Annotated in this window: 11 protein-coding genes; 8 read left to right on the top strand and 3 right to left on the bottom strand. The window is 27.3% G+C overall.

Annotated features, from left to right (window positions below; genetic code table 11):
* Positions 1-212: 212 nt before the first annotated feature.
* Positions 213-2,186: a putative porin gene (locus tag Q0997_RS19100; protein WP_299892006.1), complete on the bottom strand. Its 1,974-nt coding sequence runs from the start codon at positions 2,184-2,186 to the stop codon at positions 213-215.
* Between the two features lie 213 nt (positions 2,187-2,399).
* Here Q0997_RS19100 and Q0997_RS19095 point away from each other — a divergent pair, with 213 nt between their 5' ends.
* The 5 genes from Q0997_RS19095 (at position 2,400) to Q0997_RS19075 (ending at position 9,276) form a co-directional block, all read left to right on the top strand.
* Positions 2,400-2,999: a ribonuclease HII gene (locus Q0997_RS19095; RefSeq protein ID WP_299892003.1), complete on the top strand. Its 600-nt coding sequence runs from the start codon at positions 2,400-2,402 to the stop codon at positions 2,997-2,999.
* A gap of 33 nt (positions 3,000-3,032) precedes the next feature.
* Entirely contained in the window at positions 3,033-5,462 is a 2,430-nt protein-coding gene (locus tag Q0997_RS19090) for a ribonuclease HII (protein WP_299892000.1), read from the top strand.
* Positions 5,463-5,507: 45 nt separating this feature from the next.
* Entirely contained in the window at positions 5,508-5,660 is a 153-nt protein-coding gene (locus tag Q0997_RS19085; RefSeq protein WP_299891998.1) for a hypothetical protein, read from the top strand.
* Positions 5,661-5,873: 213 nt separating this feature from the next.
* The gene (locus tag Q0997_RS19080) at positions 5,874-6,521 is read left to right on the top strand and encodes a hypothetical protein (RefSeq protein ID WP_299891996.1); all 648 of its coding nucleotides are present in this window, start codon (positions 5,874-5,876) and stop codon (positions 6,519-6,521) included.
* Entirely contained in the window at positions 6,505-9,276 is a 2,772-nt protein-coding gene (locus Q0997_RS19075) for a CHAT domain-containing protein (protein WP_299891994.1), read from the top strand. Before Q0997_RS19080 ends, Q0997_RS19075 begins: the two co-directional genes overlap by 17 nt.
* Before the next feature lies 1 nt (position 9,277).
* Here Q0997_RS19075 and Q0997_RS19070 read toward each other — a convergent pair whose 3' ends face one another.
* Both Q0997_RS19070 and Q0997_RS19065 read right to left on the bottom strand, forming a co-directional pair.
* Positions 9,278-10,006, bottom strand: a complete 729-nt coding sequence (locus tag Q0997_RS19070; protein WP_299891991.1) for a tetratricopeptide repeat protein — start codon at positions 10,004-10,006, stop codon at positions 9,278-9,280.
* Positions 10,006-10,572 carry a sigma-70 family RNA polymerase sigma factor gene (locus Q0997_RS19065; protein ID WP_299891989.1) on the bottom strand — a complete coding sequence of 189 codons (567 nt, stop codon included), beginning with the start codon at positions 10,570-10,572 and terminating at the stop codon, positions 10,006-10,008. The genes Q0997_RS19070 and Q0997_RS19065 overlap by 1 nt, the downstream gene beginning before the upstream one ends.
* A gap of 131 nt (positions 10,573-10,703) precedes the next feature.
* On the opposite strand from Q0997_RS19065, the gene Q0997_RS19060 reads away from it, so the two are divergent.
* The 3 genes from Q0997_RS19060 (at position 10,704) to Q0997_RS19050 (ending at position 13,108) form a co-directional block, all read left to right on the top strand.
* On the top strand, positions 10,704-11,582 hold the full coding sequence (locus tag Q0997_RS19060) for a DUF4412 domain-containing protein (RefSeq protein WP_299891987.1): 879 nt from the start codon (positions 10,704-10,706) through the stop codon (positions 11,580-11,582).
* Positions 11,583-11,829: 247 nt separating this feature from the next.
* Positions 11,830-12,312: a hypothetical protein gene (locus Q0997_RS19055; RefSeq protein WP_299891986.1), complete on the top strand. Its 483-nt coding sequence runs from the start codon at positions 11,830-11,832 to the stop codon at positions 12,310-12,312.
* A 142-nt stretch (positions 12,313-12,454) separates the two neighbouring features.
* A complete protein-coding gene (locus Q0997_RS19050; protein WP_299891984.1) occupies positions 12,455-13,108 on the top strand; it encodes a hypothetical protein in 654 nt (217 codons plus the stop codon).
* Positions 13,109-13,115: the final 7 nt, after the last annotated feature.

The raw sequence follows: 13,115 nt of genomic DNA, 5'->3' as shown, positions 1-13,115 counted from the left end.
TTTTTTACTTTATAAAACACACTCTTGTCCTTATTATATATACAACTATTTTTAACATTTTTCAATTACTTATGGATAAGGTTAATAATGAATCGATTTATAAAGTTTAACTTCTTATAAAAGGTTTTCTCTTTAATTGTATTTTAAAGACAAGATCCCTTCTATAAATAATTATAAAAAGATAAATCTATGAGTAAAGCTTAAAAAAGAAATTATAAAAAGAAATTCCACACAACACCAAAACGTACCGTGAAGTCTCTATAAGGGTTATTAGGTGCAGAGAAAAAATCATAACCAGTCCATGCCGAATTAAAATGTTCTGCTTTTAGAAATATCCTTGTTTGTCTAACTTTTGCATTAACAAAGAAATCTAATCTTGGATAACCACCAAGTTCCTGTTCGTTTTGAACATAGAATTCTGCTAATAAAGGATCGTAAGCATTCATTTTATACTTTGTAAAGTAATTGAATGTAACACCTGTTTGAAGATACATTGCTTTTTTGAAAACATGATTGGCATAGTACAAGGTATTTCTAGTAATAACTTGGGGAACATTAAACACTTCATTTTCATCTTTAACATTTTGATACATTACTGTATTATTCAATGCAAAGTTTCTAAATTTAATTTCTTTATTAGCCTTTACTCTTAAATAAGTAATTGACTTATCTGATTGAAAAGGCTTAACTAAATTATCTGTATCATTTTTTGCAAAATAAAGATGGTCATTTATAGTAGATAAATCTAATGATACATTCAATATCTTTTTAGACCTAACATTAAAAGATAATTGTTGTGTTTTAATATTCTTAAACTGGTTTTGCCAATTATAATTTATATAATCACTTTGATACAATTGCGCATTATAATTTGGCGCTTTAGAATTATTATTTATTTGTGCCGATATTGAAATATCGTTATTCAATTTATAACCTGCATTAACAGTTATATAATTGCCATTAAAATCCCCAGAAACATTAACTCCTAAATCTCCATTAAGTAAAAAACCTCCTATTTGTTTTTTATATTTTCCTCCAACAGCAATAATATCTCCTTTTAATCTATTAGTTATTGTATTTTGATTTAAAATAACAAGCTTATTATAACCATAATTATAATTAGTATGACTTGCATTTAACTGTACTTCACCAAGAATTGAATTACTATAGTTTAATTGTAATTGATTAGAAAATTCCTCTAATGTCACTCTATCTCTAAGATTTGTGTTTCTATATGAAGCACCAAAAAAATCATTTTCTCTTGATTGCTCATACATATAGCTTTTATCTTTTAAAGACATAACATGTGTAACATTTAATTCATTGCTTGAAATAGAATCTTTTTTAGTTAGTATTCCATATGAATGATTAAGATAAAAACGTTTACCTCGTAAAATATTCTCAGCATCTTCAAAATTAACCTCTAAAACTCCTCTATCCCTAAACTCATCATCACCCGAAACAAAAAACTCAACATTACTATCTTTTAAGCCTCCATTTTCTTGGTTTAACAAATCTTGAGATACAAAATGCGCATTAGCTATGTAACGTTTGTTTTTAGTTTTATAACTTACTGTAGATCTAAAATTACCTGTACTTGTTAACAAATGCTGGTATTTACCTAAAGAACGTAGTCCTTTATAAGCAACAGATAAATTAACCTGCTTTGATATATTAGTAGTGAAAAAAGCATCTAAAAGTTGCCCTTGTTCAAATGCAGATTTATAAAACAGCTCTGTTAAAGGTGTTGGTACGTGATAATAGTTAATATCTTCAATTTCCATGTAATTAAAATGTCTCGCTCTAGCTCCAAATTCAGGCATTAAACTACTATCTTCTGTATTATAACTTAAAGTATTATATGTTTGTCCAAGATTTGAAAACGGCATTAACTCAAAATTATCTTTACGTAAGTAATTATATTTATACTCTTTAATAACACTTTGGGTTGTATCTACATATGTTGTATCTCTAAGATGAGAGACTATTAGGTAATCGGTAATCTTAACATCTTTATTTTTTATTCCTTTATTACTAGTGCTTTTAGTAGAGCCTCTTTTTAAGGAATCGTTTTTAACACCGAATCCTTCTTTAGTTTTTAGTTTTTGCTTTTGCGGTTCTAATACTTGAGCTATTGCAAAAGATGAAAAGCACAATAAAAAGAACGTAATAATTATTTTATTCATTAATTCATATTATTTTTAAACTTTAAAAAAGCTTATCCTTAATTTATTTTATAAGACTAGCTCTTTTTTAAATTAAAGTTTTGCCAAAAATAGGAAATATCTCTGTGGAATTTCATTTTCTATTAACAATACCAAATAAACATTTTTATGTCCATTTGATATAATCGCATAATTACAACTTATATTATATACCTCCTGTTAAGAATTATATAAATGCTAAAATTAAATCACTCAACTTTTGACTTAGAATGCGGCACAGACGAAGCTGGTCGCGGTTGCCTTGCAGGCCCAGTAACTGCTGCTGCTGTAATACTTCCTAAAGATTTTAAAAATGCTTTATTAAATGATTCTAAACAACTTTCTGAATTAAAACGTAATACATTAAAACCTATTATTGAAACTGAGGCTATAAGTTTTGCTTTTACACATGTTTTTGAAAATGAAATTGACAAAATAAATATCCTTAACGCTTCCATTTTAGCAATGCAACGTTCTATTATACAATTAAAGCCTACACCTGAGTTTATAATTGTTGATGGAAATCGCTTTAAACCATTAAATAAGATTCCATACGAGACAATAATAAAAGGAGATGGTAAGTACTTAAGTATTGCTGCAGCATCTGTTTTAGCCAAAACGTATCGTGATGAATACATGGCTAAAATACACGAAGAATTCCCTATGTATAATTGGAAAAAAAACAAAGGCTACCCAACAAAAGAGCATCGCGAAGCCATAAGAAAATACGGAGCAACTAAATATCACCGTAAATCTTTTAGATTATTACCTGAACAATTAAAATTAGAACTCTAGTTTTAATTATTTTTACAAAAATTCCAAATTTTAATGAAAACCAATTTTTTTAGTTTTTTTATTTTATTATTAATTTCTAGCTGCACTTCGGAAACAAAGACTGCTTCTTTATATGATTTTACTCCAGAAAATGCTTCAATAATTTTTAACCTAAATGACATTGAAAGCTTAAAGAGCAATCTAAATAACAATAGTTTTATAAAAACCATATCTACTTCTAGTTTATCTCAAGATATTTCAAATAGACTAAAATGTTTAGATTATATAAAAACACCTAATACTGTGGTTATTTCTTTTTTAAAAGATAAGCGTGATAGTCTTCAATATGTAATAACAACAAAATACAGTAAAGACATTATTCAGTTAGATTCTCTTCAAGACCATAAAGCGGAATCTATTAAAATTAACACACTAACTGGACAAAAGATTACTTATAAAAACAACATTTTATATACTACTCTAAAAGATAGCATTGCTATAGCTGCTTCTAATATTAATTTACTTAAATCTGTTATAGAAAAACAAAACAATAATACTAATCTTCAAAAAATTGCTAGTACTATTAATAAGACTAAAGATATTTCTGTGCTACTAAATAATGAATCAACTAATTCGTTAACTACATTATTTAATACTGAAAACCTAAGCTTTAAAGATTTCACAGATTATACAGCTTTTGATGCAGATGTTTCTCAAGATGAAATATTATTGAACGGCATTACAAAAGCTAAAGATTCTTCAAAATTAATTAATATTTTTAAAAACACTACACCTCAAGAAAACCAATTGGCTCTCATTGCACCTAATAATTGTGATGGTTTCTTGAGTTTTACTTTTGATGATTTTTCTGTTTTTAAATCGAATTTAGATACTTATAATAAAAAGACAGATTCTATTATAACTAATCCACTATTTGATAACATTATAGAAATTGGAATTATCAAACAAGACAGTAATGAAAATATTGTACTAAATTCTTTAGATATTATATCTACAAAAGAAGCTTTACTAGGAGAGGAAAATAAAATTGAGGATTATAGGCAAATCTCAATATATAGCTATAGTAAACCTGATCTTTTTGAAACAACCTTCTATCCTTTAGTCGATTACAACAAAGCCAATTTCTATTGTATTATAGATCAATTTCTTGTTTTTGGAAACTCTAAAGAAAGTCTTGAAAATATTATTGCTAACTATCAAAATGAAACCACGCTACATTCTCGTGACTATTATAAAAATATTAGTCAAGACTTAAGCAGTGCTTCGTCTTTATTACATGTTATAAACGCTAAACTTTTAAAGGAAGTTTTAGACACTAATTTCGATGAGTATTTAGATTCTAATTTTAAGCCTTACAAAACTTCTGCCATACAATTTATTTACGATGACCATTATGCTCATTTTAATGCTGCAGTTAAAAAAAATAAAGCTAAAGCAGAAACTGGGGCAGTTACCGAATTGTTAAATATTAAATTAGACTCTGATTTACTTAACGTTCCTCAGTTTGTAATTAATCATCGTACTAAGCAAAAAGAGATTGTAGTACAAGACATAAATAACAAACTATACTTAATATCGAATACAGGTAATATTCTTTGGAAAAAACAACTTGGTGGTCCAGTTTTAGGAAAAATAGAACAGATAGATATTTATAAAAATGGAAGGCTACAATTAGTTTTCGCCACACCAAATCGTGTGCATTTAATTGATAGAACTGGAAGAGAAGTTAAAGGTTACCCTTTAAAATTTAATGATAAAATTACGCAACCGCTTTCGGTTTTTGATTACGATAAAAATAAAAAATATAGACTTTTTGTTACCCAAGGTAAAAATGTGTTATTGTATGATGCGAAAGGAAAAACAGTAAAAGGATTTAAATTCTCTAAAGCTAAATCTACAATAAACTCTCAACCTCAGCACATACGTATTGCTAATAAAGATTACATTATTATAAAAACAGAAGACAAGCTTAATATTTTAAATAGACGCGGTCAAACCAGAATAAAAACAAATACTAATTTTAAATTTTCTGATACTCCTGTATTTAATTATAATAATAGTTTTACCACTGTTAGTAAAGATGGAAGCCTAGTTAGAATTAGTATAAAAGGTAAAGTAAGCACTAGTAAATTACTAGGAACAAATACTAATCTAACGACTACATCAAAAACATTAGTAGCACAAAACGATAATAAACTTAAAATTAAATCTAATACTTTAGAACTTGATTTTGGGAACTATACTAAGCCTAAACTCTTCTATATTAAAGACAAGATATATGTGTCTGTTACAGATTTACAGTCGCAAAAAGTACTCCTTTTTGATAGTCGCGGAAGAACTATTTCTAATTTTCCTGTATATGGGAATTCTAGTATTACATTAGATAATATAGATAAAGACAGAAACCTTGAGTTTATTACTAAAGGCGATAGTAATAGTATTTTACTCTATGAAATGAATTAAATTCGTACTTTGTCAAGTTATTAATCTATTTTAAATCAAAGCATTATGAAAATTAAGTTATTAGCAATAATACTAACAGGAGTTTTTGCATTATCATGTACACCAACTTCTTTAGAAAGTGATAATGAACCTTCGCTAAAAGATGATATTGAAATGCCTAGACCGCCAATACCTCCAATGCCTTGTTTTGCGTGTTAAAAAATATTAAGCTACCATATTAAAATATCGTAGCTTTTTTTTATAGTAAAAGCTTCAAAACTTTAACCTTTATAAAACCAAAAAACAGATAATTTACTACTAACTATGCAATTACATATGTATTATACACAGGTTTTTAAAGAAAGAACCAGATAAAATGTTAACTTTACTTAGCCTCTTACATTAATTGTCATAACAACCTAAAAACAAAAAATGATGAGAACTAAATTTTTATTATTAACCACATTATGTCTTTTTACATTTTTATCATGTAATAATGATGATGACAGCAATCAAAACCAAGACACAGAAGATTTTGCTATAACTAACGAAAACAATCTTTATGTGGGTGATTTATATAGACTCTATTTGGATTCAGAAATTGATGTTACAAACAATTTAATATCAAGTTTGCAAATGCAAATAGCTCTAGACCCAAATAATGTTACTTTAATAAACCAATTAAGTGAAGCAGTTAACCAATTAGAGGCTTTAGAAAGTCAAGAAACTATTCAAATCAATATTGAGACAACTCTACTTGGAGTACCAAGAGTTCCAAGAGTTCCTCCTGTTCCACCGCAACCTTGTACTGCTGGAGCATGTATTCCAAGTCTTTTAGACTACCTTACAATATCTAATGACATAGAAACTATTTCCATTATATTTAGAAATATGCAAACTGAAGAAGAAATAACATCTTTAGAAATTAATCAATTTACGCCTTTACCAGAATACAATAATATAATATCGACTGCAAATCTAAATTTTGATGGATTTAGTGGAGAATTCTTTGTAGATGTTGAAAGTACTAATATTAACAATCAACAGATAAACTTTACTGTTAGTGGCTATATATATTAATTATTTTAAAATAAAGAAATGCTTAAGAGCAATTATTATTTTATCCATTTTATTTGCTCAATTTTTGAATGCACAAAATCCAGATTATAAAAGTAATCTGGATTTTTATTTTGATAAAGCTTACGAACATTTTTATACAAATAGAGATTCTGCCTATTTTTATTTTAATAAAATAAAAAAACTAGCTGCAGAAAATAATGAAATCGAGACCTTAATTGAAGTCTTAATTAGCGAAAACTGGTCTGCTAACTTTCATTATGACTTACCTCTAATAAAAAATAATTTATCTCAATTAGATAGTATTATAAAAAAGCACAAAACATATTTAGATACGATTCCTTTAAAAGATTACTACAAGAGTTCTATCAAATATTCTAAAGCAGTAAACAATTATGAATTAAAGAACTATAATAATTCCCTAAATATATTTACTGAACTGACTCGAGATATTGAAGTTATTCCAAACTTTATGTCTAACGATAATATTTTCGGTCTTTATATATCTGCAAAAAACTTTATAGGAAAAATATACAATGATGAAGGTAAATATGATTTAGCCAAAACGTTTCATAATGAAAATTTAAGAATCTTAAATTCAAGACCAGAAAGTAATCAAGAGTATAAAAATACTACTTATGCTATGCTTTCAGATATATATACTAAAGAAAAAAACTACCTACAAGCTAATAACACTCTTCTTAAAACACTTAATTATCATATTAATGTAACAAAAAAAAGTAATCGCATTATTTCTTCCTATCATAATATTATAGACAATCATATTAATTTAAAACAGATAGATAGCTCTAAATTTTATTTGAACAAGATGAAATCGAATTTGACAGAAAATCACCCATTTTGGTATCGTTATTATATGTCTGAATCAAATATTCTTAAAGCAGAAAAAAAATACAATTCTGCGTCAAACACTTTAGATAAAGCTTTACAACTTGTAAAACAAAAATGGAATAATCAATCTCATAATGACGTTGCGGAAATTTATAATAAAATAGGAGATTTATATACTGAAGCTTCAAAGCCCAATAAAGCTATTACAAATTATAATTTAGCTATTAAACAATTTGAAAATGACACTTTAAATTCTACTATAAATCAAACAACCTTATTTAAGTCTTTAAAATTAAAAGCTAGTGCTTTAAATAAAATTAAAAAATTTGACTCTACTATTAACACTTCTGAAAAAGCTTTTGCTGTCTTAGACATATTAAAGCCTACATTTAAAAATAATAATGATAAACTATTTCTTATTGATAATGCATTCCCTGTATTTGAATCTGGATTAGATGCGTTATTTAATTTATATAATAATACTAATGACGAAAGGCTAATTGACAAAGCATTTAACTATACTGAAAAAAGCAAAAGCGCTATATTACTAGAAGCTTTACTAAGTGTAAAAGCAACAGATTATGCAGATATTCCATTAGATATCATTGAAAAAGAAAAATTACTAAAATCAAGAATCACTCATATAGAAAAAAAATTAAATAAAAGAAAAACTAATGCTTTAGAAGATGAATTATTTAATATAAAAACGCAATATAGAAACCTTATAGTAAATCTAGAATCTAATTATAAAAACTACTACAACTTAAAATATAACAGTAAAGTTATTTCAAGTAAAACTATTCAAGAACAATTAAAAAAAGAAGAATTACTTATCTCCTACTTCTATGGATCGCATTCTATTTATGTTATTTCTATTGGAAAAAACAACAAGCATTTTGTTCGAATACCTACAGGTAATAATATAGAAAATGAATTAATTTCTTTTCAAAAAGCTGTTTCTAATCCAAAATCTAATGTTGAAACATTATCTAAGAATTCTTTTGATATATATACTAAATTACTGCAACCCTTTTTAAAAGATACTTCCATTAAAAGTTTAATTATCATCCCAGATGGCTTATTAAACTACATTCCTTTTTCTAGTTTAAATACTAAAAAAAACAATATTAATTACTTAGTTGAAGATTACGCTGTTAGTTATTTAAACTCTGCTACTCTTATTTCTCAATTAGACCAACAGCAAAACAACAACAATGAAGTTATAGCTTTTGCTCCAACTTTTACTATTGACAATAACAACTTATTACCGTTACCAAATAATAAAAAGGAAGTTGCAACTATACTAAAACATGTAAAAGGAAAATCTTTTATTGGTACCGAAGCTAGCTTAGAGAACTTTAATCAAGCAAATAATTATGATATTATACATCTAGCAACTCATGCTATTTTTAACGATGAGAACCCAGAATATTCTTTTTTAGCTTTTTCTTCTAAAAAAGATAATGAGAACTTACTTTATACAAAAGATCTTTATAACCTAAAACTTAATGCAGATTTAGTTACTTTGAGTGCTTGTGAAAGTGGTATTGGTGACTTAAAACGCGGAGAAGGATTAATGAGTTTGGCTAGAGGTTTTTATTTTAGTGGAGCAAAAAGTATTGCTAGTACACTTTGGAAAATTAATGATGCGTCGTCTTCTAAACTTATGGATCATTTTTATTTACAATTATCTAAAGGTGAAAATAAGTCTAGAGCATTACAAAAAGCTCAAGTAAACTTTATTACTAACAATAAAGAAAATGCATTATCTCACCCATACTACTGGTCTGGTTTTGTTATTTCTGGTAACACCAACCCTATAAGCAATTCTAATTATTGGTTATGGCTAGTTGCTGGATTTGGTTTTTTAATAGGTTTAGTTTTTATCTATTTTAAGAGAAAATAACTTAATTAAGTTTCTTTAAAAGCATTTCGGCTTTAGCCTTATTATAATCATAATTCTCAGTCAATACCCTTAAGTATTTTTTTGCTTTGTCTTTATCTTTTTCTTTTAATGCTATCATAGCCATATACCAATGAGACTCTGCAACAAATTGAGTATTCTCATTAATTATAAAAGAAAAAAGAGTTTTTGCTTTATCTATAGAGTCAATTTTCAAGTAAGCTTGGGCTTTATAAAAATTAATATAAGGTTTTTGTAAATTGCTAGGTAAGTTTTCAAAAAGCTTTACTGCGCTTTCATAATCTTGAGCTTCATATGCTACAAAAGCCTTTCGTTCTAAAGAATTTACTGTATCACTTCTTGTAATTGCAAATTCTGTATTAGGGTATTCTTGATAATTAGCCTCGTATAAATCACCATAATTAACACCAAAAAAGGATTGATATCCAAACCAGCTTGCACCAAGCAGAATAACAATAGACGCAGCAATTCTCCAATTAAAGCCTGATTTATTTTTTTGCTCGTTAGTAGGAGCAATCTCCGCTTCAAAAGCTTTTAATTTTTCTTTTAACTTAATGCTCTCGTCGTGCTTAATAACTTGTTTTAAATTATTTTCAAATTCAAATTGCTTTTTAAAATTGGCATCTGTTTTTAATAATTCAAATAATTGTTTCTCTTCAGTCTCAGTTAAACTGTTAGAAAAAAAGCCGTATAGTAAGTCTTCGTTAGTCATTATAAGCTGCTATTAATTCGTTCCCTTAGAGTTTTCATACAACGTGACTTGGCACTTTTAATCACATTCTCACTATTATATTTACCTAAATCTAATATGTCTTTTATTGTATAACCTCTATAATAAAATAGGTTTAATAACTCTTGACATTGTTTTCCTAAACTTGAAAAATGTGTATGCAATAATTTTTGTTCATGCGTCAAAGTTTGCTCTTCAATCTCCATAGTATGCATTATTTCATCTTCATCTCTAACAATAGTAAGATCAAAATCCGGACCTACTTTTTTGTTGTTTTTTTTCATTTTATCGAAGATTAAATATTTACCCACACTAAATAAATAGGTAGAAATTGTACTTGTAAATTTTTCTATTTTACCACTCATGATATTGTTATAAAATATAACATATGCATCTTGATAAATATCTATTACATCATCTTGAGGTAAATTATAACGTTTTGCAAAATTTATAAACTTGGCTCTATTATCTTCATAGACTTGCTTTAACGCTACTTCTGAGCCTTGTCTTAAATCCTCAAGCGATATTTCTACTTGTTGGTTTGACATTTAATGTTCGGGTTGATATAAAGGTTAACACTAACAAAGCTAATTTAAGTTTTTTTAAATAAAACCTGAGTATTCTGTTAACCTTTTAAAAATGAGATTATCAAGTTAATAAATAATTAAAACTAATCTTTATGAACTTTTCAACCAAAAACCAGAAACGTGTATTTAATAAGAGGTACAACAATAGCAATTTTATAAAATATGCATTAGTAATTATCAGCTTTTGTTTTACTTATAATGTTAATGCTCAAATTTTTAAAAAATTAGCAAAAAAAGCAGAGCAAGCTGCAGAACGTACACTAGAAAAAAAAGTAGAGCAAAAAGCCGAAAAAGAAACCAATAAAGCTTTCGATTCTACATTTAACAATTCGTCCAATAAAAAGAAATCCAAAACACCTAGACAACCAATTAGTTCTTCTAAAACACCTGAAAGTACTTATAGGTTTACTCATAAATACGTATTACAAGTAGGAAATGGAAAACGTAAAAACGAAATTATTTACTATTTAAATAGTCATGGAGACTATACCGCTTCTTCCATTCCAGATAGTAGAGGTGCTAATATGATTAATGTAATGGATATTAGAAACAAATCTATGTTTATGTTTATGGATAACAATGGCGTAAAACAACTTATGGCTATGAATATGGATTTTGGTAAAATAACAAATGAAGCTATAGAAGAGACAGAATATTCTATAAAACCTACAGGAAACACAAAAACAATTTTAGGTTATTTGGCAAAAGAATATAAAACCAAAGGTAAAGATATGCATGGTACAGTATGGGTTACTGAACAATTAGACCTTGTTTTGTTTAAAGCTTTTGCTATTGAAAAATCTAAGAAAGGAATAGATAAGTCTTGGATGAAAAATATGAATGGTTTACTATTAGAAATGAATATAACAGATACTTCTAAAAGGAAACCAAAAACCATAACAATGAAATGTATCACTTTAGAAAAACATAATCTAACCATAGACAGCTCTCAATATAAAAAAATGTTGTAATTAAGTTATTGTAAATACTAACTATATAAAAATAGCCTTAACATTTCATTTAATTAGTCTTTTAAGTTAACGATTAACAATCTTTAGCTTAATAAAAGCTCTCTAAATAATTAATAAATAGCGTATTCATTTTTAGTTTAGGTTGTTAAAAGTCGAAGTTTATAGAAGCTTCGGCTTTTTTTTATGAATTCTGTTAACCTTTCCATTAAGCAAACATTAAATAGTAAATAACTATAAATTAAAAATCATGAAAAATTTAGTATTAAAAACAAAGTATTTAGTAATGTCATTAATCGTAACCTTTACACTATCATGTTCTCCAGAAGATGGAGAACAAGATCCGCAAGGAGAACAAGGCGCTCCAGGTTTAGATGGCAATGCTAATGTAACTTCTGTTTTATTCGAAGACCAGACTATTAATACTGGAGATAATCTATTTAATATTCCAGAACTAAATCAAGATATTTTCGATAATGGTATTGTATATACCTACGTCACTGTAACCGGAAATGATTATTGGGAAACATTACCATTAAGTCTTGGTGGCGATACTATTTTAGAGATTGACAGGATTGAAGTAGGATCTGCAACTTTAAGAGCAACGTTTACACAAAGTAATTTAAGACTAAGGTTTATTTTAGTTGCAGGAACTCCTGCTGGTAAGAACGCTGTAGATGTAAGCAAACTATCTTATGAAGAAGCTATGGATTATTTTGGATTAGAGATATAACTATTCATTTATTTTATTATTTATCAAAACCGATGACTAAAGTTATCGGTTTTTTTTATGATTAATGTTAACCTTTTATAACTGCAACTATTAAATAGTAAATAAACTCTATTAATCACAATTAAATTTAAAATTAGAAATCATGAATTTTTTAAAATCAACAAAAATTATTTTATTATTTGCAGTTACAATAGTAATGTCTTGTAGTAAAGACGACGATGCTCCTACAGTATCTACTCCAGATGTAAACTATAGTTTTACAACTTTTTTCAGTACTTTCTTTCAAGAAGGCAATACAGGTGTACCAACTGTAAATTGGAACGGTAACCAAGGTACTTTTTCTTTAGCAACATCTCTAGATGGCTTAAGTATTAATTCAGCCAATGGAGTTGTAAGTTGGACTAATCAACTACCAACTGGAGAACATAGTATTATAGTTCTTGCAAGTAATAGTGCAGGACAAAAAGCAAACTCATTTATAATAGAAAATAAAATACAAGGTGCTTTTACTGGTACTTATGATTTAGGTTATTTTAAGGTTGAGTTTAATACAGATGGCACTGCATTAGTTACTGCAGACGATGCTACATCTGCACCACAATTTTCTGGCACTTGGTATATAATTAATAATGAAGTTATAGTAAACTTCACATTCAATACAGATGCAACAGTTCAATATTCATTAAAAGGAAACCTCGTACAATCTAACGCTGCAACCTACTCGGGCACAATTTATTCTCTACATGATGCCATTGCAGGAAACGAGCTTTATGCTTTTAATGTAGAGTTAAATTAACTTATTA

Origin of the sequence: uncultured Lacinutrix sp., assembly GCF_947500325.1 — a bacterium.
GTDB lineage: Bacteria > Bacteroidota > Bacteroidia > Flavobacteriales > Flavobacteriaceae > Lacinutrix.
This window is presented reverse-complemented; position numbering and strand designations above follow the sequence as displayed.

What these genes read in the sequence shown, in the direction of transcription:
- Q0997_RS19090 (WP_299892000.1), top strand. Translation starts at nt 3,033, where the DNA reads ATGAAAACCAATTTTTTTAGTTTTTTTATTTTATTATTAATTTCTAGC.
- Q0997_RS19080 (WP_299891996.1), top strand. Translation starts at nt 5,874, where the DNA reads ATGATGAGAACTAAATTTTTATTATTAACCACATTATGTCTTTTTACA.
- Q0997_RS19070 (WP_299891991.1), bottom strand. Translation starts at nt 10,006, where the DNA reads ATGACTAACGAAGACTTACTATACGGCTTTTTTTCTAACAGTTTAACT.
- Q0997_RS19065 (WP_299891989.1), bottom strand. Translation starts at nt 10,572, where the DNA reads ATGTCAAACCAACAAGTAGAAATATCGCTTGAGGATTTAAGACAAGGC.
- Q0997_RS19050 (WP_299891984.1), top strand. Translation starts at nt 12,455, where the DNA reads ATGAATTTTTTAAAATCAACAAAAATTATTTTATTATTTGCAGTTACA.
- Q0997_RS19100 (WP_299892006.1), bottom strand. Translation starts at nt 2,186, where the DNA reads ATGAATAAAATAATTATTACGTTCTTTTTATTGTGCTTTTCATCTTTT.
- Q0997_RS19095 (WP_299892003.1), top strand. Translation starts at nt 2,400, where the DNA reads ATGCTAAAATTAAATCACTCAACTTTTGACTTAGAATGCGGCACAGAC.
- Q0997_RS19055 (WP_299891986.1), top strand. Translation starts at nt 11,830, where the DNA reads ATGAAAAATTTAGTATTAAAAACAAAGTATTTAGTAATGTCATTAATC.
- Q0997_RS19085 (WP_299891998.1), top strand. Translation starts at nt 5,508, where the DNA reads ATGAAAATTAAGTTATTAGCAATAATACTAACAGGAGTTTTTGCATTA.
- Q0997_RS19060 (WP_299891987.1), top strand. Translation starts at nt 10,704, where the DNA reads ATGAACTTTTCAACCAAAAACCAGAAACGTGTATTTAATAAGAGGTAC.